Annotated in this window: 23 protein-coding genes; 15 read left to right on the top strand and 8 right to left on the bottom strand. The window is 67.3% G+C overall.

Annotated elements, in window-relative coordinates:
- Nucleotides 1-43 precede the first annotated feature (43 nt).
- Together XM50_RS02095 and XM50_RS02090 are read right to left on the bottom strand one after the other, a co-directional pair.
- The gene (locus XM50_RS02095) at nucleotides 44-1,204 is read right to left on the bottom strand and encodes a saccharopine dehydrogenase family protein (RefSeq protein WP_046406969.1); all 1,161 of its coding nucleotides are present in this window, start codon (nucleotides 1,202-1,204) and stop codon (nucleotides 44-46) included.
- An 11-nt stretch (nucleotides 1,205-1,215) separates the two neighbouring features.
- Complete coding sequence (locus tag XM50_RS02090) at nucleotides 1,216-2,994, bottom strand: ABC transporter transmembrane domain-containing protein (protein WP_046406967.1); 1,779 nt, start codon at nucleotides 2,992-2,994, stop codon at nucleotides 1,216-1,218.
- 130 nt (nucleotides 2,995-3,124) lie between these two features.
- On the opposite strand from XM50_RS02090, the gene XM50_RS02085 reads away from it, so the two are divergent.
- Nucleotides 3,125-4,342 carry a polyhydroxyalkanoate depolymerase gene (locus XM50_RS02085; protein WP_046406965.1) on the top strand — a complete coding sequence of 406 codons (1,218 nt, stop codon included), beginning with the start codon at nucleotides 3,125-3,127 and terminating at the stop codon, nucleotides 4,340-4,342.
- Nucleotides 4,343-4,391: 49 nt separating this feature from the next.
- Here XM50_RS02085 and XM50_RS02080 read toward each other — a convergent pair whose 3' ends face one another.
- The 3 genes from XM50_RS02080 to XM50_RS02070 all read right to left on the bottom strand — a co-directional run bounded on the left by XM50_RS02080 (nucleotide 4,392) and on the right by XM50_RS02070 (nucleotide 6,752).
- Nucleotides 4,392-4,868, bottom strand: a complete 477-nt coding sequence (locus XM50_RS02080; RefSeq protein WP_046406963.1) for a pyridoxamine 5'-phosphate oxidase family protein — start codon at nucleotides 4,866-4,868, stop codon at nucleotides 4,392-4,394.
- Between the two features lie 185 nt (nucleotides 4,869-5,053).
- Complete coding sequence (locus XM50_RS02075; protein WP_046406961.1) at nucleotides 5,054-6,232, bottom strand: acetyl-CoA C-acyltransferase; 1,179 nt, start codon at nucleotides 6,230-6,232, stop codon at nucleotides 5,054-5,056.
- Nucleotides 6,233-6,317: 85 nt separating this feature from the next.
- Complete coding sequence (locus XM50_RS02070; protein ID WP_269430552.1) at nucleotides 6,318-6,752, bottom strand: MaoC family dehydratase; 435 nt, start codon at nucleotides 6,750-6,752, stop codon at nucleotides 6,318-6,320.
- A 268-nt stretch (nucleotides 6,753-7,020) separates the two neighbouring features.
- Here XM50_RS02070 and XM50_RS02065 point away from each other — a divergent pair, with 268 nt between their 5' ends.
- From XM50_RS02065 to XM50_RS02035, 7 genes are all read left to right on the top strand, one after another.
- Entirely contained in the window at nucleotides 7,021-7,914 is an 894-nt protein-coding gene (locus tag XM50_RS02065; protein WP_046406956.1) for a crotonase/enoyl-CoA hydratase family protein, read from the top strand.
- A gap of 41 nt (nucleotides 7,915-7,955) precedes the next feature.
- Nucleotides 7,956-8,633: a ribose-5-phosphate isomerase RpiA gene (gene rpiA / locus XM50_RS02060; protein WP_046406955.1), complete on the top strand. Its 678-nt coding sequence runs from the start codon at nucleotides 7,956-7,958 to the stop codon at nucleotides 8,631-8,633.
- 66 nt (nucleotides 8,634-8,699) lie between these two features.
- Nucleotides 8,700-10,754, top strand: a complete 2,055-nt coding sequence (gene tkt / locus XM50_RS02055; protein WP_046406952.1) for a transketolase — start codon at nucleotides 8,700-8,702, stop codon at nucleotides 10,752-10,754.
- A 120-nt stretch (nucleotides 10,755-10,874) separates the two neighbouring features.
- Nucleotides 10,875-11,999, top strand: coding sequence for a transaldolase (gene tal / locus XM50_RS02050; protein ID WP_046406950.1), 1,125 nt, complete (start codon nucleotides 10,875-10,877; stop codon nucleotides 11,997-11,999).
- A 73-nt stretch (nucleotides 12,000-12,072) separates the two neighbouring features.
- Nucleotides 12,073-13,107 carry a phosphogluconate dehydrogenase (NAD(+)-dependent, decarboxylating) gene (gnd, locus tag XM50_RS02045; RefSeq protein WP_331386552.1) on the top strand — a complete coding sequence of 345 codons (1,035 nt, stop codon included), beginning with the start codon at nucleotides 12,073-12,075 and terminating at the stop codon, nucleotides 13,105-13,107.
- 10 nt (nucleotides 13,108-13,117) lie between these two features.
- Complete coding sequence (locus XM50_RS02040) at nucleotides 13,118-13,918, top strand: Cof-type HAD-IIB family hydrolase (protein WP_046406946.1); 801 nt, start codon at nucleotides 13,118-13,120, stop codon at nucleotides 13,916-13,918.
- Entirely contained in the window at nucleotides 13,915-14,661 is a 747-nt protein-coding gene (locus tag XM50_RS02035) for an HAD-IIB family hydrolase (RefSeq protein WP_046406944.1), read from the top strand. The genes XM50_RS02040 and XM50_RS02035 overlap by 4 nt, the downstream gene beginning before the upstream one ends.
- A 76-nt stretch (nucleotides 14,662-14,737) precedes the next feature.
- Here XM50_RS02035 and XM50_RS02030 read toward each other — a convergent pair whose 3' ends face one another.
- Genes XM50_RS02030 through ubiA form a run of 3 tightly spaced genes read right to left on the bottom strand, consistent with a single transcriptional unit; the run spans nucleotide 14,738 to nucleotide 17,779 of the window.
- Complete coding sequence (locus tag XM50_RS02030) at nucleotides 14,738-15,523, bottom strand: 3'(2'),5'-bisphosphate nucleotidase CysQ (RefSeq protein WP_046406942.1); 786 nt, start codon at nucleotides 15,521-15,523, stop codon at nucleotides 14,738-14,740.
- Complete coding sequence (locus XM50_RS02025; protein WP_046406941.1) at nucleotides 15,523-16,869, bottom strand: TldD/PmbA family protein; 1,347 nt, start codon at nucleotides 16,867-16,869, stop codon at nucleotides 15,523-15,525. The genes XM50_RS02030 and XM50_RS02025 overlap by 1 nt, the downstream gene beginning before the upstream one ends.
- Before the next feature lie 49 nt (nucleotides 16,870-16,918).
- Nucleotides 16,919-17,779, bottom strand: a complete 861-nt coding sequence (ubiA, locus tag XM50_RS02020; RefSeq protein WP_231621822.1) for a 4-hydroxybenzoate octaprenyltransferase — start codon at nucleotides 17,777-17,779, stop codon at nucleotides 16,919-16,921.
- A gap of 245 nt (nucleotides 17,780-18,024) precedes the next feature.
- Here ubiA and XM50_RS02015 point away from each other — a divergent pair, with 245 nt between their 5' ends.
- From XM50_RS02015 to XM50_RS01985, 7 genes are read left to right on the top strand one after another with little or no spacing between them, the layout of a single operon-like run.
- A complete protein-coding gene (locus XM50_RS02015; protein ID WP_082102639.1) occupies nucleotides 18,025-18,471 on the top strand; it encodes a DUF2147 domain-containing protein in 447 nt (148 codons plus the stop codon).
- Nucleotides 18,472-18,497: 26 nt separating this feature from the next.
- A complete protein-coding gene (locus XM50_RS20355; protein ID WP_046406936.1) occupies nucleotides 18,498-18,674 on the top strand; it encodes a hypothetical protein in 177 nt (58 codons plus the stop codon).
- On the top strand, nucleotides 18,671-19,405 hold the full coding sequence (locus XM50_RS02005) for a 16S rRNA (uracil(1498)-N(3))-methyltransferase (protein ID WP_046406934.1): 735 nt from the start codon (nucleotides 18,671-18,673) through the stop codon (nucleotides 19,403-19,405). Before XM50_RS20355 ends, XM50_RS02005 begins: the two co-directional genes overlap by 4 nt.
- A gap of 56 nt (nucleotides 19,406-19,461) precedes the next feature.
- Nucleotides 19,462-20,835, top strand: a complete 1,374-nt coding sequence (locus XM50_RS02000; RefSeq protein WP_046406932.1) for a glutamate--cysteine ligase — start codon at nucleotides 19,462-19,464, stop codon at nucleotides 20,833-20,835.
- 15 nt (nucleotides 20,836-20,850) lie between these two features.
- Nucleotides 20,851-21,504, top strand: a complete 654-nt coding sequence (locus tag XM50_RS01995) for a nicotinate-nucleotide adenylyltransferase (RefSeq protein WP_046406930.1) — start codon at nucleotides 20,851-20,853, stop codon at nucleotides 21,502-21,504.
- A complete protein-coding gene (gene rsfS, locus XM50_RS01990) occupies nucleotides 21,501-21,917 on the top strand; it encodes a ribosome silencing factor (RefSeq protein WP_417158927.1) in 417 nt (138 codons plus the stop codon). Before XM50_RS01995 ends, rsfS begins: the two co-directional genes overlap by 4 nt.
- 1 nt (nucleotide 21,918) lies before the next feature.
- Nucleotides 21,919-22,341 carry a 23S rRNA (pseudouridine(1915)-N(3))-methyltransferase RlmH gene (locus XM50_RS01985; RefSeq protein ID WP_046406927.1) on the top strand — a complete coding sequence of 141 codons (423 nt, stop codon included), beginning with the start codon at nucleotides 21,919-21,921 and terminating at the stop codon, nucleotides 22,339-22,341.
- Nucleotides 22,342-22,478 lie beyond the last annotated feature (137 nt).

Here is a 22,478-nt window from a genome sequence, read left to right as displayed (position 1 = left end):
GGCGACCGTCGTCCCCGGCCGCCGGTCGTTCCAGACCCGCTGCTCAGTTGGCGGTAAAGGTCATGCCCGCCCTGGCGATCAGGCGCTTGCGCAGCGGCTCGCCCATCAGCGCACCGGGCGTCCAGATGCCACCTTCGCCCGCGACATCCTCGATCAGGCACATCGCGCTCTCCGCCAGCATCTTGCTGGTCGATCCATAACCGGGGTCACGATCGCCGGTTACGACGGCGTCGATCCGCGTGCCATCGGGCATCAGGCCGATGAACAGCACATCATAATGGCCGCTCTCGCGCTCTTCCTTGGTCGGCCCTTCGCCTGGCTTGGGGCCCTTGTTGTCGGCAAAGGGATTTAGCTTGGTCAGCGCTTCCGCTGCGGCCTTGCCCATCTCGCCCAGCCCGGTGACCACCATCTCGTCATAGACGAAATCGTCGCCATAACGCTGGCCGAGCAGGAAATTGGTGCGGTGGACGTTCTTGGTGTTGATCGGCGCCATCACGAACGGCGCGACCCAGGACTCGATCGTGCTGTCATATTCCGGGATCAGCCCGGTCGGCTGGTGCGGCCCCTTGTGGCCGGGGGTCAGCGCAAATGGACTGGCGAGCAGCGGGACGAGCGAGGGGTCCTTCGCCGCTGCCGCCAACGTCGCCTTCAGGCTCGCCGCCGTCCCGCCCGAGAAGGTGCCCTTCATCGTGCGCACCCGGCATTTCACCCGCGGCGCCGGACGCCCGAACCGCGCGACCGCCGCTTCCTGCAACGTCAGCACGCCAAGGTCGAAGGGGATCGAATCGAACCCGCAGGAAAACACGATCCGCGCGCCCGTGCGCTTCGCCTCTGCATCATGCGCGTCGATCATCTGGCGCATCCACGCCGGTTCGCCACACAGGTCGACATAGGCCGTGCCGGTTGCCGCGCATGCCGCCACCAGGTCGCTGCCATACAGCTGATACGGCCCGACCGTGCTGATCACGACCTTGGTCCTCTCGCACATGGCGCGCAGCGATGCAGGATCGTCGGCATTGGCGGTGACGAGCGGCACGTCGGCCGAAATGCCCATCTCCCCGCGCACTTCCTCCAGCTTGGAGAGCGAGCGCCCCGCCATCGCCCAGCGCACGCCGGCGGGATAGGTCAGCGCGATATATTCCGCCACCAGCCGCCCGGTATAGCCGGTCGCGCCATAGACGATCACGTCGAAGTCGGTCGTCATCTCTGTCTCTCCTATGCCGCTTCACTAAACTGAAGGCTCGCCAGCCGGGCATACAGCCCGCTGCGCGCCATCAGCGTGGCATGATTGCCCTGCTCAACGATACGCCCGCCGTCCATCACCACGATGCGATTGGCCGCGCGCACGGTGGCGAGTCGATGGGCAATGACCAAAGTGGTGCGATCCGCCATCAGCCGCTCCAGCGCCTCCTGCACCAGCCGCTCGCTTTCGGCGTCCAGTGCGCTGGTCGCCTCGTCGAGCAGCAGGATCGGCGCATCGCGCAGCAGCGCGCGGGCGATCGCGACGCGCTGCCGCTGCCCGCCCGACAACCGCGCCCCGCCTTCACCCAGGAAGGTGTCGAGCCTGTCCGGCAGGTCGCGCAGGAACGCCGACGCATTGGCTGCGTCCGCCGCCGCCCACAATTCCTCGTCGCTCGCGTCCCACCGGCCATAGCGCAGGTTGTCGCGTGCCGAGGCGCCGAAGATCACCGTCTCCTGCGGCACCATCGCAATGCGGGCGCGAATCGCGGCGGGATCGGCATCGCGCAGGTCGACGCCATCGATCGTCACGCGGCCGGCGGCGGGATCGTAGAATCGCTGCAGCAGCTGGAACAAGGTCGTCTTGCCGGCGCCCGATGGCCCGACCAGCGCCACCGTCTCGCCCGGGGCAATTGCCAGCGAGAAATCGTGCAGCGCCGCGGTGTCGGGCCGCGTGGGATAGCGGAACTCGACATGCTCGAACGCGACGGCGCCCTGCGGCGGTTGCGGTAGCGGCTCGGGCCGGGCCGGCGCCGCGATCTCCGGTTGTTCCGACAGCAATTCCGCGAGCCGCCCGGCGGCCCCGGCACCACGCAGCAATTCGCCATAGACTTCGGTCAGCGCGCCGAATGCGCCGGCGACGATCCCGCCGGTCAGCACGAAAGCAGCGATCGACCCGCCCGAAATGCGTCCCGCGGCAACATCGGTCGCGCCTTCCCACAGGACCAGCGTGATCGATCCGAACACCAGCGCGATGACGATCGCGGTCATGATCGCGCGCAGCATGATACGCTTCTGCGCCGCCACCATCGTCGCCTCGACCGCGCCGGTGAAGCGCGCGGCCTCGCGCTGCTCCTGCCCGAACGCCTGCACGATCTTCATCGCCCCCAGCGTCTCGGTTACCATCGCACCGACATCGGCGACCCGGTCCTGCGACGTGCGCGAATAGGTCCGCACCCGCCGCCCCAGCAGCATGATCGGCAGGATCACCAGTGGAATGCCAAGGCACAGCAAACCCGCCAGCTTGGGCGAGATCGCGAACAAATAGATCAGCCCGCCAACCCCCGTGAAGGCGTTGCGCAGCGCGACCGACACGGTGGTGCCGACCACCATCTCGATCTGCGCGGTATCCGCCGTCATGCGTGATGCGATTTCGGAGGGGCGGTTTTCCTCGAAGAAGCGCGGGCTCAGGCTCAGCAGATGCCGCTGCACCGTCTCGCGGATATCCGCCACCACCCGCTCGCCCAGCCAGGAGACGAAGTAGAAGCGGATCGCCGTACCGATTGCCAGCACCGCGACGATCATCAGCATATAATGGAACGCGCCCGCCACCGCCGCGCCGCCATCCGCCGCGAAGCCGCGGTCGATGATCCGCTTGAAGCTGTAGGGAATCGCGATCGTCGCCGCCGAGGTCACCGCCAGCGCCGTCCAGGCGGCGGCGATCTGCAGCGGGTAACGCTTCGCGTGCTGCCACACGAGGGCAAGGTTGCCGATCCGGCGGGTTGGTTGCGGCTCCACCGACGCTTTGCTGGCCATGCGCGCCACCTAGCAGCCGGGCCGGTGTGGCTCAACGGCCACCATCGCGTCCAATCGGATCAATGGTTCGTTGTGCGGTTGCACAATCGCTATATGGTGGCGCTGCGGTCGTTGCGTTTGAGGATACCCGATGCTCTACGATGCCTATGAGTTCCAGCGGTCGCTGCTCGCCGGGGCCAGTGCAATGGCCAATCTCGGCGCAGGGATGCTTCAGAACCCGGCAAACCCGTTCGCCTATTTCGGCGGTGGGCAGGTCATGGCATCGGCGCTGGAAGTGTTCGCTCATGCTGCGGCTGCACGCGGCAAGCCGGCATTCGGGCTCGATCATACGATCATCGATGGGCGCGACGTGCCGGTGCACGAGGAAATCGTGCTGCGCCTGCCGTTTGGGCAACTGAAGCGGTTCGTGCGCGAAGGCGTGGAGGGTGGCCCGCGGCTGCTGATCGTCGCCCCCATGTCGGGCCATTTCGCGACGCTGCTGCGCGGCACGGTCGAACGGATGCTGCCCTTCGCCGACGTCTACATCACCGACTGGCGCGATGCGAAGATGGTCCCGGTCGAACATGGCAGCTTCGATCTCGACGATTATGTCGACTATCTGGTCGCCTTCCTGGAGAAGATCGGTCCCGGCGCGCACATGCTCGCCGTGTGCCAGCCATCGGTGCCCAGCTACGCCGCCGCCTGCCTGATGAGCGCGGACAATCACCCCTGCCGCCCGCGCACGCTGACCATGATGGGTGGCCCGATCGACACGCGCGAGGCGCCGACCGCGGTGAACACGCTCGCCACCGAACGCCCGCACGCCTGGTTCGAACAGAATGTCATCGCGACCGTGCCGAATAGCTATCCCGGCGCCGGCCGGCGGGTCTATCCGGGTTTCCTTCAGCTCACCGGCTTCATGACGATGAACCTTGGCAATCACATGATGAGCCATTGGGAGATGTTCAAACATCTCGTGCGCGGTGACGGAGAAAGCGCCGACGCGACCAAGGAATTCTACGACGAGTATCGCTCGGTCTGCGACATGACGGCGGAATATTATCTGCAGACGATCGACCAGGTGTTCCAGGCCCATGCCCTGCCGCGCGGCGTGATGACGCACCGCGGACGCGCGGTCGATCCGGCAGCAATCACCGACATCGGCATTCTGGCGATCGAGGGTGAGCGCGACGATATCTCGGGGCTGGGTCAGACACGGGCGGCGCTGACGATCGCCACGTCACTGCCGGCCGACAAGAAGCGCTATTACATGGCCGAGGGTGTCGGCCATTACGGCATTTTCAACGGATCGAAATGGCGAGACCGCATCGCGCCGGTGGTTGAGAAGTGGATCGCCGCGCACGACTGACGGTGCGGGCGACGAAGGGAAGGGGCGACCGCAGCCGCCCCGCCTTCGGTTAGCCGACCGAGCCGACCTTCGCGTGGCTCGAGGACTCGGCGGAATTGATCGTGCCGCCGAACAGCATCTTCAGCCGGCCGCTGATCGAAACGTCGGTTTCCCACAGCTCGGCAGAGGTGATGTCGAACCGGTTGAGCCGGGCGTCGGCCTTGCCGTTCGGGAACCAGGCCTCGACCTGATTGTCCCACAACCTGTCGAACGTGGCCTGGTCGGTTTCCTGCGACACGCGCCCGGCGAGGCAGGCAAAGAAATCATGCCCCTTGCCGACGAACTGCGCCATGGCCTCGCCACCCTTGGCGATGCGATTGTCGTGCGCGGAAAAGATGAACAGCGTGTTGGGCTGCGCATCGTCCAGCTTGACGCTCATCGGTTCGGAATGCTGGCCGTCCATCAGGCCGATCATCACATAGGGGCTGTCCTCAAGCTTCTTGAGGAACGTTTCGGCGACTTCCTGCGGACTGTCCTTATCGGCCATGCGACTCTCTCCTGCTTTGGATCAAGCCGAAGAACGAGGCGGGCGAAGGTTGGTTGCGCGCGACAGGATCCGACGCGCCCGGACCCACGCAAAAGCCCCGGTCGCTCGCGCGGCCGGGGCTTCTGTTGATCAGTGATCGTGGCGCTCCGGGCGACACCCCGCGGGTGCCGCTCCGACGCCGGGCATTACAGGACTTCGAACAGGCCCGCTGCGCCCATGCCGCCGCCGACGCACATCGTGACGACGACGTACTTCGCGCCGCGACGCTTGCCTTCGATCAGCGCGTGGCCGGTCATGCGCGCGCCCGACATGCCGTACGGGTGGCCGATCGAGATCGCGCCGCCGTTGACGTTCAGCAGCTCGTCGGGGATGCCCAGCTTGTCACGGCAGTACAGCACCTGCACCGCAAACGCCTCGTTCAGCTCCCAGAGGCCGATGTCGTCCATCTTCAGGTTGAAGCGCTCGAGCAGCTTGGGGATCGCGAAGACCGGGCCGATGCCCATCTCGTCCGGCTCGGTGCCGGCAACGGCCATGCCGACATAGCGGCCAAGCGGCGTCAGGCCCTTCTTCTCGGCCAGCTTCTCCTCCATCAGCACGCTGGCCGATGCGCCGTCCGACAGCTGTGAGGCATTGCCGGCGGTGATGTTGAGATCGGGGCCAAGCACCGGCTTCAGCGACTTCAGGCCCTCCAGCGTGGTGTCGGGACGATTGCCCTCGTCCTTCGCCAGCGTCACTTCCTTGTAGGAGACTTCCTTGGTCTCCTTGTCGACGATCGCCATGTTCGCGGTGACGGGGATGATCTCGTCATCGAACTTGCCGGCCGCCTGCGCGGCGGCGGTGCGCTGCTGCGACTGGAAGCCATATTCGTCCTGCGCGTCGCGGCTGATGCCATAACGCTTGGCCACCACTTCGGCGGTCTGCAGCATCGGCATGTAGATGTCCTTGTGCATCGCGACCAGCTCGGGGTCAGGCTGCACGCGCATCTGCGGCGTCTGGACGATGCTGATGCTGTCGACGCCGGCGCCGATGGTGACGTCCATGTTGTCGACCATGATCTGCTTGGCGGCGGTGGCGATCGCCATCAGGCCCGATGCGCACTGGCGGTCGAGCGACATGCCCGAGACCGACACCGGCAGGCCGGCACGCAGCAGCGAGGTGCGCGCGATGTTGGTTGCCTGCGCCCCCTGCTGCAGCGCGGCGCCCATCACCACGTCCTGTACTTCGGCGCCGTCGATCTTGGCGCGCTCGACGGCGGCCTTGAGCGCATGGCTGGCGAGGGTCGGCGACAGCGTGTTGTTGAAAGCGCCGCGATAGGCACGGCCGATCGGCGTACGGGCGGTGGAAACGATGACGGCGGAGCGCATGTTCAGGATCCTTGGTAGTAGAAAGTGCCGGTCCGCCCGCTGATGCGGGCGGCGCTCCCCGGGGAGGGCGGCGGTTGGAATAATATCAGGTGAAGACTTGCGTGATCCACTCGGCGATCATCGCGGGCTTGTCGCTGCCCTCGATCTCGATCGTGGTCTCGGTGGTGAACTGATACTGGCCGGGACGCTTTTCATCGAACTCGGTCAGCTTGGAACGGCCGCGCACGCGCGATCCCGACGGGACGGGGGCGAGGAAGCGGACTTTGTTGCCGCCATAGTTGACGCCCATCTTCACACCGTCGAGCCGCGGCATGCCGGGGTTCTTGGCCGACAGCAGCGGCAAGAGCGACAGCGTCAGAAATCCGTGCGCGATGGTCGTGCCGAACGGCGTCTGCTTGGCGCGTTCCGGGTCGATGTGGATGAACTGGTGATCGCCGGTCGCGTCGGCGAACTTGTTGATCATCTCCTGGGTCACTTCGACCCATTCGGACACGCTTTCCTTGCCGATCGCGGCCTTCATCTCGTCTGCGTTCACGAAGACTCCCCTTGGCTTCCTCATCCCGTTCGCGGGTGCAGCACTCCTCTAGTCTTTTGGCCTGCGCGCCCGCAAGTCTTGTCGACCGGAAGCTGGAATTTCGCCGCGGCAGCAGGGCAGCCGGACGAACCCCATCTTCGAAATTGCCCTTACGGCACCCCGCGCCCGCAGCCGCCTTGCGCTTGCTACCATAAATAATGTTATGGTGGTTAAGACAGCTGCCGGAGGGGCGGCGCGACAAAGGAGAGGCAGCTTGGCTTACGAGCAGATCATCTATGACGTGAAGGACGGGGTGGCGACGATCACGCTCAACCGCCCGGAAAAGCTCAATGCGTTCACCGGCACGATGATGGCCGAGATGATCGACTCCTTTGACAAGATCGACGCTGACGATGACGTGCGCTGTGTCATCGTGACGGGCGCGGGCCGCGCCTTCTGCGCCGGGGCCGATCTGTCGGCCGGCGCCAAGACGTTCGATTATGACAAGCGCACCGATCGCCCCGACAAGGGCAGCGGGCAGGGCGGCCTCACCTATGAGATGGAGGAGGCGCGCGACGGCGGCGGGCGCCTGACGCTGCGCATCTTCGAATGTCTGAAGCCGGTGATCGCCGCGGTGAACGGCGCGGCGGTCGGCGTCGGCTCGACCATGCAGCTGCCGATGGACATCCGCATCGCCAGCGACTCGGCGCGCTTCGGCTTCGTCTTCGCTCGCCGCGGCATCGTGCCGGAGGCAGCGTCGAGCTTCTTCCTGCCGCGCGTGGTCGGCATCAGCCAGGCGCTCGAATGGTGCTACACCGGCCGGGTGTTCGGCGCGCAAGAGGCGCTCGACGGCGGCCTCGTGAAGCAGGTGGTGCCGGGTGACGAGCTGCTCGCCGTTGCCAACGCGCTGGCCCGCGAGATCGCCGACAACACCGCGCCCGTCTCGGTCGCGCTTACCCGCCAGATGCTGTGGCGCGGGCTCGGCTTCCAGCACCCGATGGACGCGCACAAGGTCGACAGCCGCGCGATCCTCTCGCGCGGCCGCTCGGGCGACGCGAAGGAAGGCGTCACTTCCTTCCTCGAAAAGCGCACCCCCGTTTATCCGGACAAGGTTTCGTCCAACATGCCTGACTTCTTCCCTTGGTGGGAGGAGCAGAAGTACGGCTAAATCGCAGGGTCCCTCGGCCTCATGCCGCGTTATGATGCGGTATGAGTGTCGAGGATGACAAGCGGCTGGCCGCGGAGGCGGCGGTGGCCGAGGTGCGCGACGGCATGGTCGTGGGCCTTGGCACCGGCTCCACTGCGGCCTTTGCCATTGGCGCGCTCGGCGCGCGCGTGGCGCGGGGGCTGCGCGTCCTCACCGTCGCGACCAGCGAGGCGACCGTCCGCGCCGCCAGCGCCGTTGGCATCACCGTCAGCGACTTTGCCGATTACGCCACGATCGATCTTGCCATCGACGGCGCGGACGAGATCGACGACCGCATGTGGGCGATCAAGGGCGCCGGCGGCGCGATGCTGCGCGAAAAGGCGGTCGCCGCGGCGGCCCGTCGATTCGTGGTGATCGCCGACGGGTCGAAGCGCGTGCCGGCGATTGGCGCGGCAAAGCTCCCGGTCGAGATCCTCCCCTTCGCGCGCAGCTTCGTGACCGCGCAGCTTTCAACACTCGGCGCCATCGTCACGGTGCGACCGGACTATCGCAGCGACAATGGCAACCTCGTCGCCGACTGCCGCTTCGCGCCCATGCCCGACCCCCGCGTCCTCGCGCGCATGATCGACAAAATCCCCGGCGTGCTGGGCCACGGCCTGTTCCTCGATGAGGTGGATGCCGCCTATATCGCCACCGATGGCGTCGTTGCGCGACTGGAACGCGGCGGACGGAGCGACTAGAGGGGCCGCGACTCGGCAACCGGGCACTTGCCCGGGCGTTCGATACCCATTCAGCGAGGGCCCCCGATGACCGACACCGCCAATTCCGCGAACGTTCATGAGGACGGCTCGTCCGACCGCCTGGCGATCGACACCATCCGCACCCTTTCGATGGACGCGGTGCAGGCGGCGAACTCCGGTCACCCCGGCACGCCGATGGCGCTGGCGCCGGTCGGTCACACGCTGTGGACCAAGTTCCTGCGCTATGATCCCGCGCATCCGCACTGGGCTAACCGCGACCGCTTCGTGCTGTCGGTCGGCCATGCCTCGATGCTGCTCTATTCGCTGCTGCACCTCGCCGGCGTGAAGCAGCCCGATGGCGCCCCCGCCGTCAGCCTCGACGATATCAAGGCCTTCCGCCAGCTCGGCTCGAAGACGCCGGGTCACCCCGAATACAGCCACACCGTGGGCGTCGAGACGACCACCGGCCCGCTCGGCCAGGGCTGCGGCAATTCGGTCGGCATGGCGATCGCCGAGCGCTGGATGGCCGCGCGCTACAACCAGCCCGGCTTCACCCTGTTTGACCATGACGTCTATTCGCTGTGCGGCGACGGTGATCTCATGGAGGGCGTCGCGGCCGAGGCGGCCAGCCTCGCCGGCCATCTGAAGCTCTCCAACCTGTGCTGGATCTACGACAGCAACAACATCTCGATCGAAGGCGACACCGACCTCGCGTTCGACGAGGACGTCGGCATGCGCTTCCAGGCGTACGGCTGGAACGTCATCCACGTCGACGACGCCAATGACGTCGCCGCGCTGACCAAGGCGTTCGAGCAGTTCCGCGCCACCACCGACAAGCCGACGCTGATCATCGTCCATTCGATCATCGGCTGGGGCTCGCCGCGCGCCGGCAGCGAAAAGGCGCATGGCGAGGCGCTGGGCGAAGAGAACGTCCGCCTCACCAAGCAGGCCTATGGCTGGCCCGAGGACAAGAGCTTCTACGTGCCCGAGGGCGTTCAGGAGGGCTTTGAAGGCGCGATGGTCGAGCGCAGCGCGCCGCTGCGCGAGGCGTGGGAGGCAAGCCTCGCCAAGTACCGCGAGGCGCATCCGGATCTCGCCAAGGAAGTCGACGCCATCCTCGGCGGCACGCTGCCGGAGGGCTGGGATGCCGACATCCCGACCTTCGAGGCCGATGCCAAGGGCCTCGCCAGCCGCGATTCGAGCGGCAAGGTGCTGAACGCCATCGCCAAGAAGATGCCGTGGCTGATCGGCGGCTCGGCCGATCTCGCGCCCTCGACCAAGACCGACATCAAGGGCGAGGCATCGTTCGAGGCGAGCAATTACGCCGGCCGCAACTTCCACTTCGGCGTGCGCGAACATGGCATGGGCGCGATCGTCAACGGCATGGCGCTGTCGGGGCTGCGGTCCTACGGCAGCACCTTCTTCGTGTTCCTCGATTACATGCGCCCGCCGGTCCGCCTGTCGGCGCTGATGGAGCTGGGCGCGGTGTGGGTGTTCACGCACGATTCGATCGGCGTGGGCGAAGATGGCCCGACGCACCAGCCGATCGAGCAGCTCGTCATGCTGCGCGCGACGCCGGGCCTCGACGCCTTCCGCCCTGCCGATGCAAACGAGGTCGCCGTCGCGTGGCGCGTGATCATCGAAAACCACAAGCAGCCGGCCGCGCTGGTCCTCTCGCGCCAGGCGCTGCCGACGATCGACCGCAGCAAATATGCCAGCGCCGACGGCGTGCGTCAGGGCGGCTATGTGCTCGCCGATTGCGACGGCACGCCCGACGTGATCCTGATCGCCACCGGCAGCGAAGTGAACCTCGCGCTCGAGGCGCATGAGAAGCTCGTTGCCGAGGGCAAGAAGAGCCGCGTCGTCTCGATGCCCAGCTGGTTCCGTTACGAGCAGCAGTCCGACGGCTATAAGGAAAGCGTGCTGCCCGCCGGCGTCACCGCGCGCGTCGCGATCGAAATGGGCGGCGAGATCGGCTGGGACCGCTACGTCGGGCTGAAGGGCCGCACGATCACCATGTCGACCTTCGGCGCCTCGGCCCCGATCGCCAAGCTCGCGGACCAATATGGTTTCACCACCGACAATGTCGTGAAGGTGGCGAAAGAGGTCATGGCTGCCTAACTCTAGGGTAACGAGCCCGTCCGGTCCGAGCGAAGTCGAGGGTCGGGGCCGGACGGGCGGGCGACATATACGCCAACGTGTCCCGACTTCGCTCGACACGAACGGACGGAGACAGGACTGATGGGCAAGCTCAACGATCTCGCAGGTGCCGGCCAGGCGGTGTGGCTCGACTTCGTCGACCGCAAGTTCCTGGAGGCTGGCGGCCTGCAGAAGCTGGTCGACGAGGACGGCGTCACCGGCGTCACTTCCAACCCCACCATCTTCCAGAAGGCGATGGGTGAGGGCACGGCCTATGATGAGACGCTCGCCGCGTTCGACAAGGCCAATCCCGGCGCGTCGGCGATGGACCGCTACGAACATCTCGCAATCCAGGACATCAAGGCCGCGGCCGAGACGCTGCGCCCCGTCTATGACCGGCTGAACGGCAAGGACGGCTATGTCAGCCTGGAGGTCTCGCCCTATCTCGCCAACGACACCGACGGCACGATCGCCGAGGCGCAGAAGCTGTGGGCCGCGGTCGACCGGCCGAACCTGATGATCAAGATCCCCGGCACCCCGGCCGGCGTGCCGGCGATCGCCGCGACGATCGCCAATGGCATCAACGTCAACGTGACGCTGCTGTTCTCGCAGGAATCCTACCAGGCGGTCGCACTCGCTTATGTCGAGGGCCTCGAACTGCGCGTCTCGCGCGGTGAGCCGATCGATCGCATCGCCAGCGTCGCCAGCTTCTTCATCAGCCGCATCGATGCGGAGATCGATAAGAAGATCGACGCGCTGATCGAGAATGGCGGCGCCACCGCCGACGAGGCCAAGGCGCTGAAGGGCAAGGTGGCGATCGCCAATGCGAAGCTCGCTTATGCCTGGTACCAGGATTTCATCGCCTCCGACCGCTGGCAGGCGCTCGCCGCCAAGGGCGCGCAGCCGCAGCGGCTGCTGTGGGCATCGACGGGTACCAAGAACCCCGACTATCCTGACACGCTGTACGTCGACACGCTGATCGGCCCCGACACGGTCAACACCATGCCGCCCAAGACGCTCGACGCCTATCGCGAGCGCGGCACGGCGCGCGTGACGCTGACCGAGGATCTGGACGGCGCGCGCAAGGTGCTGGCTGATGCCGACCGCCTCGGGCTCGACCTGCCGGGCATCACCGAGCGGCTGGTGGAGGAGGGCGTCGCCTCGTTCAGCAAGTCGTTCGACGATCTGCTCGGCTCGATCGAGGCAAAGCACCCCGCCGACGCGTGATCGCTCGCGGAACGGAACCCCCCGTTCCTCCGTTCGCGCTCTGCCGGCCTTCTGACATGCCACGTCGTTGCGCATGTCGGGGGGCGGGCGGGGCCGTAACGGCAATCACGTGGAGCCAATAGGTATGAAGATCGGCATCATCGGCCTCGGCCGGATGGGCGGTAACATCGCGCGTCGGCTGATGCGCGGCGGGCATGAAGTGGTCGTGTGGGATCGCAATGCGGAGGCTGTGTCCGCGCTCGGCGGCGAAGGTGCGATCACCGCCACCTCGCTTGATGATGTCCGCGACAAGCTCGACAAGCCGGCGATCTTCTGGGTGATGCTGCCCGCCGGTGCGCCGACCGAGGAGACGATCCAGGCGCTGTGCGGCGACACCTGCGCGGAGGGTGACATCATCATCGATGGCGGCAACACCTTCTGGAAGGATGACGTGCGCCGCGCCAAGGCGCTCGCCGAAAAGGGCGTCCATTACGTCGACGTCGGCACCTCGGGCGGCGTGTGGGGGCTGGAGCGCGGCTATTGCATGATGATCGGCGGCGACAAGGAAACCGTCGACCTGCTTGATCCCATCTTCGACACGCTCGCACCTGGCGTCGGCAGCGTGTCGCGCACCCCCAACCGCTCCGAGGATTGCGACCCGCGCGCGGAAAAGGGCTACATCCACGCCGGCCGCGCCGGCGCTGGCCATTTCGTGAAGATGGTGCACAACGGCATCGAATACGGCCTCATGCAGGCTTATGCGGAGGGCTTTGACGTCCTGTGGGGCCGCAATGTGAAGCATCTGCCCGAGGACGAACGCTTCGAGTTCAACCTGGCCGAGATTTCCGAGGTATGGCGCCGTGGCTCGGTCATCTCCTCCTGGCTGCTCGATCTCACCGCCTCGGCGCTGGCGCAGGACCAGACGCTGTCGAACTTCTCGGGCAATGTCGCCGATTCGGGTGAGGGGCGCTGGACGATCGACGCCGCGATGGAACAGGCGACACCGGTCGCTGTGCTGACCACCGCATTGTTCGCCCGTTATCGCAGCCGCATCGACGACATGTACGGCGACAAGCTTCTTTCCGCGATGCGCTTCGGCTTTGGCGGCCACGTCGAAATCCCGCAGTGAGCCGCGCCCGATGATGCTCCTCGTCAGCGATGTCGACGGCACGCTCGTCGACACCGCCAAGCAGCTCACGTCCGGCACGATCGCCGCGGTGCGCCGGCTGCAGGATGCCGGCTTCGGCTTCACCATCATCAGCGCCCGGCCAATGTCGGGCATTGCGCCGATCGCCGAGGCCCTCGCGCTCGACGTACCGATGGGCGCCTTCAACGGCGGCACGATCTTCCGCCGCGGCGGGGAGATCCTGTGCCATCACCGGATCGACGTCGCGGTGGCTCGGGCCGCGGTGGCGCAGGCGCATGAGCGCGCCGTCGACATCTGGGTGTTCGCCGGCGACCAATGGTACGCGACCAGCGTGGACAATCCGCACGTTGCCAGTGAGCGTGTGTCCTCCAATCAGGAGCCGGTGATCTGCGCCGGCTTCGACGACCTGCTCGATCATGCCGACAAGATCACCTTTGTCAGCGACGACCATGCGGCGCTCGACACGTTCCGCGATTCGCTCCAGGCAGAGTTCGGCGATCAGGCAACGATCGCCAAGTCGCAGAGCTATTATCTCGATATCACCGCGACGCGCGCCAACAAGGGCGACGGTGTCACCATGCTCGCCGACGCGCTTGGCTTCCCGCTGACGCGCACCATCGTGATCGGGGATCAGGCCAACGACCTGCCGATGTTCGCCCGCGCCAATCGCGCCATCGCGATGGGCAATGCCACCGACGAGGTGAAGGCTAGGGCAGGCGACGTCACCATTGCCAATAATGAGGATGGCGTCGCACACGCCATCGACCATTTCATCCTGGGGAGAATGATGTGAAGCAACTCGTTGCCTTTGATCTTGATGGCACGCTGGCCGAGAGCAAGCAGGCGATCCAGCCCGACATGGCGGCGGCGCTGGCCGAATTGCTCACGGTCGCGCATGTGGCCGTGATCTCGGGCGGCGACTGGCCGCAGTTCGACAAGCAGGTCGCCAGCCAGCTTCCGGAGAATGCCGATCGCGCGCGCCTCTGGCTGATGCCGACCACCGGCACGAAGCTTTACACCTTCCGCGACGGTCAGTGGGGCTCGGTCTATGCCGAACTCTTCACCGACGATCAGAAGAAGAAGATCCTGACGGCCTTCGACGAGGCGCTGGAGGCGACCGGCTTCGTCCCCGAGCAGACCTGGGGCGAACGGATCGAGGATCGCGGCAGCCAGATCACCTTCTCCGCGCTCGGCCAGCAGGCGCCGATCCACGCCAAGGAAAGCTGGGATCCGGACTTCGCCAAGCGCAAGGTGATCCAGGCCGACCTGAAGAAGCGTTTGCCGGGCCTCTCGATCAACATGGGCGGCGCCACCTCGATCGACATCACGCAGGAGGGGGTCGACAAGGCGTACGGGCTGAAGCGGCTGCGCGACGAAAGCGGTATCCCGCTCGATGCGATGATGTTCATCGGCGACGCGATCTTCCCCGGCGGCAACGATTATCCGGCGAAGGAACTGGGGCTCGATACCGTCCGCGTCCGCGATCCGCAGGAAACGCTCAGCGTCATCGCCGCGATCGTCGCCTGCCAGAAATAAGCACCAATTCGAAACAGGAGAGGGGGGCTGCCGGCAATGCTGGCGGCCCCTTTTCATGATGGCGCGCCAGGAACGATCAGCGCGTGTGGATCGCCTGCGCGCGGGTCGCCAGCCGGTCGAGCGCCGCCTGATGGATGCCCTTGCTGCTGGTGATGACGCCGAACGCCTGCGGGTCGGGTTTGTTGAACACCAGCGCGCCGCCCAGCGCATCGGTGACGCAGCCGCCCGCTTCCTGCGCGATCAGCGCGGCCGCGGCGATGTCCCATTCATTGCCCCAGCGCAGCGTGGCGACCAGGTCGGCGCGGTCGTCCGCCACCATCGCCATGCGCAGCGCGATCGAATTGGGCTTCTCCACCATGGCAAGGTCGCGGTCCGCCTTGGGCAGCGCATCGGTCGGCACGCGTGATCCGGCGAAGTCGGTGCGCTGGCTGGCAGTGATCGGCCGCTGGTTCAGCGTCGCGCCGCACCCTGCCGTCGCCTGCCACAATTCGCCGCGCGCCGGCGCATCGAGCACGCCGACGACTGCGCGCCCGTCCTCGACCAGCGCCACCGACACGGCCCAGCCGGTCCGCCCGCGGATATAGTCGCGCGTGCCGTCGATCGGGTCGACCACCCAGATCCGCCGCCGCTGCAGGCGCTCCGGGCTGTCGGCGGTTTCCTCGGACAGCCATCCCGCGTCAGGCAGCAGCGCGCTCAGCCGTTCGCGCAGCATCGTGTCGACCGCCAGGTCCACCTCGCACACCGGGCTGCCCGCTTCCTTTTCCCACCGCGCGAAATCGGTGCGGAACTGCGCCATCGCCAGCGCGCCCGCCTCGCGCGTGATGCCGGCAATCGCGGCCGTGAGGTCTTGGAGCGGCGGCATCACCCTCCGGCGACCGTCATCCCGTCGATGCGAACCGTCGGCACGTTGGTGCCATAGCGGAACTCAAGGTCGGTGGCCGGGGTCAGGTTCAGGAACATGTCCTTCAGATTGCCGGCGATGGTGAACTCGGCCACGGGCCGGGTGATCCGTCCGTCCTCGATCAGGAAGCCCGCCGCACCGCGGCTATAGTCGCCGGTCACCGGATTGACGCCCTGGCCGATCAACTCAATCACATAGACGCCGCGCTGGATGTCGCCGATCAGCGTTTCGACCGGCACATGGCCCGCATGCATATAGAGGTTGCTTGTCGTCACCCCCGGCGCGCCGCCGACGCCGCGGGCGGCATGGCCGGTCGGCTCCAGCCCAAGCTGCCGCGCGCTCGCGCTGTCGAGCAGCCAGGTTTCCAGCACGCCATTGTTGATGATGTCGCACGGCGACACCGGCAGCCCCTCGCCATCGAACGGCCGCGAACGCAGCCCGTGCGGGCGATGCGGATCGTCGGAGATCGTCACGCCGTCCGCGAACACCTTGGCGCCGAGCGAATCGAGCAGGAACGACGTGCGCCGCGTGATCGCCTGTCCCGCGATCGCACTGGTCAGATGGCCGAGCAGCCCGGCGCCCACGCGCGGATCATAGACCACCGGCATCGACGCGCTCTCGATCCGCCCGGGGTTGAGCCGCGCCACCGCGCGCTCGCCGGCGCGCTTGCCGACGTCCTCGGGGCTTTCCAGCCGGCTGCGGTGACGCGCAGAGTGGAAGCCATAGTCGCGCTGCATCCCGCCGCCTTCGCCGGCGATCACGCTCGCTGACAGGCCATAGGCAGAGGTGGAATAGCTGCCGGCAAAGCCGTGGCTGGTCGCCAGCGCCCACACGCTGCGCGATGCGCTCGCGCCGCCGCCCTCGCTGTTGGTTACGCCGGCGACGGCCAGCGCGGCTTCCTCGGCGCGCATCGCCATGTCGCGCAGTGTCGCCGGGGAAATCTCCTCCTGATCGTCGAGGTCGAGCAGCGGGGCCGTGCCGCGCATCAGCCGCGCCTCGGGGGCGAGCCCCGCCCATTGATCCTCCGGCGCCTCGCGCGCCATCGCCACTGCCCGCTCGACCAACGCGTCAAGCGCGGCCGGCGACAGGTCGGAGGTAGACACGCTCGCTGATCGCTGCCCGATGAACACGCGCAGCCCCAGGTCCTCGCTCTCGGACCGGCCCACGTCCTCCAGCTTGCCCAGGCGGACGGAAATGTCGTTGGAGGCGTCGGCGGCAAACACCGCGTCGGCGGCGTCCACGCCCGCGGCAACGGCACGGGCGACGATATCGGCGGCGCGATCCTGCGCCTGGGCGGAAGTCAGCATGGCACGCGACTTAGGGGGCCGCACCGCCCGTTGCTAGGGTGAACCCGCGTCAGAGCGGCGTTCCCACCACCAGACAGGCCAGGAACATCAACAGGCCGGCGAAGCGGTTGGCGCGGAATCGCGCCAGCGCGCCAGCGCCATCATCGGGGCGAAGCGTCGCCACCTGCCAGCCAAGGTGCGCCGCCATCGGCAGCAGCGCGGCCAGCACCAGCGGGTCGGGCCGGCGCAGCCACAGCGCGCCCGCCCACAAGAGCAGCGCCAGCGCGTAGCAGATCGCCGTGCCCGCGCGGACATGCTGCCCCATCCGCAGCGCGGACGATCGCACGCCGATCAGCGCATCATCCTCGCGGTCCTGCAGCGCGTAGATCGTGTCATAGCCGATCACCCAGAAGATGCCGCCGGCGTACAGCAGCAGCCCCGGCGCGGTCAGCGATCCCCACGCTTCCATCCATCCCACCAGCGCGGCCCAGGAGAACACCAGCCCCAGCCACGCCTGCGGCCACCAGGTGATCCGCTTCATGAAGGGGTAGCCGGCGACCAGCGCCAGGCTCGCGATAGAGACGAGCGCGGTGTCCAGCCGCAATTGCAGCAGCACGACCAGCCCGATCAGGCTCAGCACGCCCAGCCACGCAAAGGCCGCCTTTACCGATACTGCGCCCGACGCCACCGGGCGCGAACGGGTCCGCGCGACGCTCGCGTCGAGGTCGCGATCGACGATGTCGTTGTACACGCATCCCGCGCCGCGCATCGCGATGCTGCCGATCAGCAGCCACAGGATCAGGGTCCAGCGGTTCACCGCCTCGCCGGCCAGCGCGACGCCCCATGCACCCGGCCAGAACAGCAGCCACCAGCCGATCGGCCGGTCAAACCGGGCGAGCAGCGCATAGGGCCGCACGCTGGCGGGCAGCATCGCGATAAGGCCGCGGTGCTCGCTGTCGGGGGTGATCTCGGCGGGGCGGGGGTGGGGAGCACTGGTCACGGCCGACTGACTACCCCCGCTGCCGCGGTTTCGCCACAGCCCTGTGGCAGGAGAAGCGCAGAGCCGTCCGGGCGTGCAAGCGATCCCGCTGTGCTCGGCGTTGCGCACCGCCGCGGCGGGGCCGACGCTTGGCGGCATGCGTTGTGCCCCGGTGGATGTAACACAGGACGATCAGGATGCCCGATCACACTCTTGCACGCATGATGACGCTGGCGGCTGGTGCCATGGTGCTGGCGACGACGACTGCGGCGGGGCCGGCGATGGCACAGGGAAAGTCCGGCCTCGACGGCATCTGGCGTAACGACAGCGACAGCGTGCGCATCCGCGTCGCACCGTGCGGTGGCCAGCTGTGCGGAACAGTGGTGCAGGCGAGCACGAAGGCGAAGGCGGATGCCGCCGCCGGCGGCACGCTGCAGTTGGTCGGCACGCAATTATTCAGCGGTTTTCGCCGCGGCGACGACGGATTGTGGTACGGCCGCGTTTATGTGCCGGACATCGGTCAGGAATTCGACGGGACCATCGATCAGGTCGATCGCGACACGATCGTCGGCAAGGGGTGCCTGTTCGCCAATTTCGCCTGCAAGTCGCAGACGTGGCGGCGCGTCGCCGGCGCACAGAAATGATCGACTGATCGGGTGAAGCGCGCCGCATGATCCATCTGTCCGTTGCCGTCGGCCGCTTCGTCGAAGCGTTGTTCTACGCCATCCTGCGCGTCGCCGGGGTGATTACCGGGGTCGTATTGCTGGTCGCGCTCGCCGGGCTGGCCCTGTTTCTTCTCGCACGCTGGATGATCGGGCGGGGGCGCCGTAAGGGCGCGGGCCGATGATCGCTACTCCTGCCTGGCCACCGCGCTCCACGCCGCGCCTCTTCCTTGATCGCCCGCTCGGCATCGGCCCGGTACAGGTCGACGGGCCGGCGGCGCATTATCTCGCCGGCGTGATGCGCGTGAAGCCGGGCGATCCGGTGCGATTGTTCGATGACGTGACCGGCGAATGGCTCGCGATCGTCGCCGCGGCCGGCAAGCGCGACCTCACGCTCGACATCACTGAGCAGCTTGCCGTGCGCGAGGCGGTGCCTGACCTGTGGCTGGTCGCCGCGCCGCTGAAGAAGGGCCGGGTCGACTGGATGGCGGAAAAGGCGTGCGAGCTGGGCGTCGCGCGCTACGTCCCCGTCATCACCCGCCGCACGGTGGTGGACAAGCTCAACCTCGATCGCCTGCGCGCGCATATGATCGAGGCGGCCGAGCAATGCGGCCGCACTGCGCTGCCGCAGGTGGCGGAGGCCGTGAAGCTCCCCGCGCTGCTGCGCGACTGGCCGGCCGACCGCGCGCTCTATTTCGCCGACGAGCTGGGCGGCGTCGCCGCGCGCGACGCGATCCGCCCCGGTCCGGCGGCGATCCTGATCGGCCCGGAGGGCGGCTTCGACGATGACGAGCGCGCCGCGATCCGCGCGCTGCCACAGGCCGTCGGGATGGGGCTCGGGCCGCGTATCCTGCGTGCCGACACCGCCGCGGCCGCTGCGATCGCGGTATGGATGGCGGTCGCCGGCGACTGGTGAACGCCGTCTTGGCGAAACACCTAGCGGCCGTCACAAAGCCCCTTTAAGGCCGCGCCATGACGACGAAGACCGTTTCGGATAGCAACTCGCCGCTGATCGAGTCGCGTGACCAGCTGATCGCCAGTTTTGCGAAGGGCGAGAAGGCGAAGGATCGCTGGCGGATCGGCACCGAACACGAAAAGTTCGTCTATTCACGCGCCGATCATCATGCCCCCAGCTGGGACGAGCCCTCGGGTATTCGCGCGCTGCTCACCGAATTGCAGCAATATGGCTGGAAGCCGGTCGAGGAGGGGGGAAAGATCATCGCGCTGACCGGCGCCGACGGGTCGGTCAGCCTGGAACCCGCCGGCCAGTTCGAGCTTTCCGGCGCCCCGCTCGACAATCTGCACCAGACCTGCGCCGAGACCGGCCGCCATCTCGATCAGGTGAAGGCGGCGGGGGACAAGCTGGGCATCGGCTTCCTCGGCCTTGGCATGTGGCCGGACAAGACCCGCGCCGAACTGCCGATCATGCCCAAGGGCCGCTACGCCATCATGCTTCGCCACATGCCGCGCGTCGGCACGATGGGCCTCGACATGATGCTGCGCACCTGCACGATCCAGGTGAACCTCGACTATGCGAGCGAGGCGGACATGGTGCAGAAGTTCCGCGTCGGCCTCGCGCTCCAGCCGCTCGCCACCGCGCTCTTCGCCAATTCGCCCTTCACCGAAGGAAAGCCCAACGGCTATCTCAGCTACCGCAGCCACATCTGGTCGGACACGGATCCCGCCCGCACCGGCATGCTGCCCTTCGTCTTCGAGGATGGCTTCGGCTATGAACGCTACGCCGACTATATGCTCGATGTGCCGATGTACTTCGTCTACCGCGACGGCAAATATATCGACGCGGCCGGGCTCAGCTTCCGCGATTTCCTGAAGGGTGAGCTGTCCGTTCTTCCCGGCGAGCTGCCCACGCTCGACGACTGGAACGATCACTTGTCGACCGCCTTCCCGGAGGTCCGGCTCAAGACCTTCCTGGAGATGCGCGGCGCCGATGGCGGCCCGTGGAACCGCATCTGCGCGCTGCCCGCGCTCTGGGTCGGCCTGCTCTACGATCAGGGCGCGCTTGACGCTGCCTGGGACCTCGTGAAGCATTGGTCGATGGAGGCGCGCCAGGCGCTGCGCGATTCGGTGCCCCGGCTCGGCCTCGACGCCCCTGTCGCCGGTCGCGGCACGCTGCGCGATATCGCCGCCGAGGTGCTCGACATCGCCAATGCCGGCCTCGCCGCCCGCGCCCGGCTCAACTCCTCGGGCGACAATGAAACCGGCTTCCTCGATCCGCTGCGCGACATCGTGCGCACCGGCAAGGTCCCCGCGCAGCAGCTGCTCGATCGCTACAACGGCGCGTGGGGCGGCGACGTGTCGAAGGTCTATGAGGAGCAGAGCTTCTGATCGGGACTTCCCGACGTGGCTGACGGCCGTCCTTCGCGCCGGACCCCGCGCCGCATCGGCCTCCTCGGTGGCTCGTTCAACCCCGCGCACAAGGGGCACCGGCGGATCAGCCTCGCCGCGATCGCGGCGCTCGACCTTGACGAGGTCTGGTGGCTGGTCTCGCCCGGCAATCCGCTGAAGCCGGCCGACGGCATGGCGCCGCTGCCTGCGCGGCTCGCCTCGGCCCGCCGCGTCGCACGCGCGGCGCGCATCCGCCCGACCGATATCGAGGCGCGGCTCGGCACCCGCTACACCGTCGACACGCTCGCCGCGCTGGTGCGCCGCTACCCGCGGCATCGTTTCATCTGGCTGATGGGCGCGGACAATCTCGGACAGTTCCACCGCTGGCGCGACTGGCGCCGCATCGCCCGGACGGTTCCGATTGCAGTTATCGCCCGGCCAGGATATGATGCTGCTGCCCTCGCGGCACCCGCGACGGGTTGGCTGCGGCGCTTCCAGAGGCCCGCACGCCAGGCGAAGAACTGGACCGAGTGGAGTGTGCCAGCCCTGGTGCTGCTACGTTTCCGCCCTGACCCGACCTCCGCGACGCAGCTGCGCGCCGCAGATCCTGCCTGGCATCGGCGCTATGCGCTCCCCATATCAGCAGCCAAACCTTTCACCCAGGAGTGAACTTGCCCGCTTCCGCCAACGCCTATCGATCCCCTGACGCTGACAGCGTCGCGGCATTGCATAAGCTTGTCCTCGACAGCCTGGACGATGATCAGGCCGTCGACACCATCTCGATCCCGCTCGCGGGGAAGTCGTCGATCGCCGATCACATGGTGGTCGCCAGCGGCCGCTCGACCCGTCAGGTCGCCTCGATGGCGACCAAGCTGGCCGAGAAGATCAAGCGCGACACCGGCCGCTCCCCGCGGATCGAGGGGCTGCCCACCGCGGATTGGGTGCTGATCGACGCCGGCGACGTGATCGTCCACCTGTTCCGCCCCGAGGTCCGTTCCTTCTACAATCTGGAGCGCATGTGGTCGTTCGGCGACGCGCCGTCCCCGACGCCGACAGATCAGGCATCCCCCGGGAACGCCTGACCTGCTGCTTCACATCGTTGCGCGCGGACGGATCGGGCGCTCGCCCGAATCCGAGCTGGTCGACCGCTATCTGAAGCGGATCGCCTGGCCGACGCGCGTGACGGAGCTTCCCGATCGCGGCGGCAAGATCCCCGATGTCCCCGCCGCCACGCGCCGCGTCGTGCTCGACGAAACCGGCAAGGTCCTGTCCTCGGTCGAATTCGCGCGCCAGCTCGAACGCTGGCGTGACGATGGCGTGCGTGAGGCGCGCTTCATGATCGGAGCCGCTGACGGCTTCGGCGATGCCGAGCGCGACGGGGCGGACCTGCTCCTGTCCTTCGGCCGCGCCACCTGGCCGCACATGATGGCGCGCGCGATGCTCGCCGAACAATTGTTCCGCGCTACCTCCATCCTTGCCAATCACCCTTATCATCGCGAAGGCTGACCGCCGATGCGGATGGGGGAGACAGCAATGCTCGTGGGGGCGGCGATGCTGCTCGCCAGCGCCACCAGCGCGCCCGATCCGATTGCGGTCGAACGCCGCCGGCTGACGCAAGCGAAGCAGGAGGCGGCCCGCGCCGC

The organism is Sphingomonas sp. Ag1, from assembly GCF_000980895.1.
GTDB classification, from domain to species: Bacteria; Pseudomonadota; Alphaproteobacteria; order Sphingomonadales; family Sphingomonadaceae; genus Sphingomonas; species Sphingomonas panaciterrae.
Note: the sequence above shows the minus strand (reverse complement) of the source record. Positions and strands in the feature narration are given on the sequence as shown.

Bases quoted from the DNA above. Each gene is read 5' to 3' on its own strand.
- XM50_RS02095 (WP_046406969.1), bottom strand. From the start codon at position 1,204: ATGACGACCGACTTCGACGTGATCGTCTATGGCGCGACCGGCTATACC.
- gnd (WP_331386552.1), top strand. From the start codon at position 12,073: ATGTCGGGGGGCGGGCGGGGCCGTAACGGCAATCACGTGGAGCCAATA.
- tkt (WP_046406952.1), top strand. From the start codon at position 8,700: ATGACCGACACCGCCAATTCCGCGAACGTTCATGAGGACGGCTCGTCC.
- XM50_RS02000 (WP_046406932.1), top strand. From the start codon at position 19,462: ATGACGACGAAGACCGTTTCGGATAGCAACTCGCCGCTGATCGAGTCG.
- XM50_RS02015 (WP_082102639.1), top strand. From the start codon at position 18,025: ATGCCCGATCACACTCTTGCACGCATGATGACGCTGGCGGCTGGTGCC.
- XM50_RS02090 (WP_046406967.1), bottom strand. From the start codon at position 2,994: ATGGCCAGCAAAGCGTCGGTGGAGCCGCAACCAACCCGCCGGATCGGC.
- XM50_RS02025 (WP_046406941.1), bottom strand. From the start codon at position 16,869: ATGCTGACTTCCGCCCAGGCGCAGGATCGCGCCGCCGATATCGTCGCC.
- XM50_RS02085 (WP_046406965.1), top strand. From the start codon at position 3,125: ATGCTCTACGATGCCTATGAGTTCCAGCGGTCGCTGCTCGCCGGGGCC.
- rpiA (WP_046406955.1), top strand. From the start codon at position 7,956: ATGAGTGTCGAGGATGACAAGCGGCTGGCCGCGGAGGCGGCGGTGGCC.
- XM50_RS20355 (WP_046406936.1), top strand. From the start codon at position 18,498: ATGATCCATCTGTCCGTTGCCGTCGGCCGCTTCGTCGAAGCGTTGTTC.
- XM50_RS02030 (WP_046406942.1), bottom strand. From the start codon at position 15,523: ATGCCGCCGCTCCAAGACCTCACGGCCGCGATTGCCGGCATCACGCGC.
- XM50_RS02075 (WP_046406961.1), bottom strand. From the start codon at position 6,232: ATGCGCTCCGCCGTCATCGTTTCCACCGCCCGTACGCCGATCGGCCGT.
- ubiA (WP_231621822.1), bottom strand. From the start codon at position 17,779: ATGCTGCCCGCCAGCGTGCGGCCCTATGCGCTGCTCGCCCGGTTTGAC.
- XM50_RS02040 (WP_046406946.1), top strand. From the start codon at position 13,118: ATGATGCTCCTCGTCAGCGATGTCGACGGCACGCTCGTCGACACCGCC.
- XM50_RS02080 (WP_046406963.1), bottom strand. From the start codon at position 4,868: ATGGCCGATAAGGACAGTCCGCAGGAAGTCGCCGAAACGTTCCTCAAG.
- XM50_RS02005 (WP_046406934.1), top strand. From the start codon at position 18,671: ATGATCGCTACTCCTGCCTGGCCACCGCGCTCCACGCCGCGCCTCTTC.
- XM50_RS02070 (WP_269430552.1), bottom strand. From the start codon at position 6,752: ATGAAGGCCGCGATCGGCAAGGAAAGCGTGTCCGAATGGGTCGAAGTG.
- tal (WP_046406950.1), top strand. From the start codon at position 10,875: ATGGGCAAGCTCAACGATCTCGCAGGTGCCGGCCAGGCGGTGTGGCTC.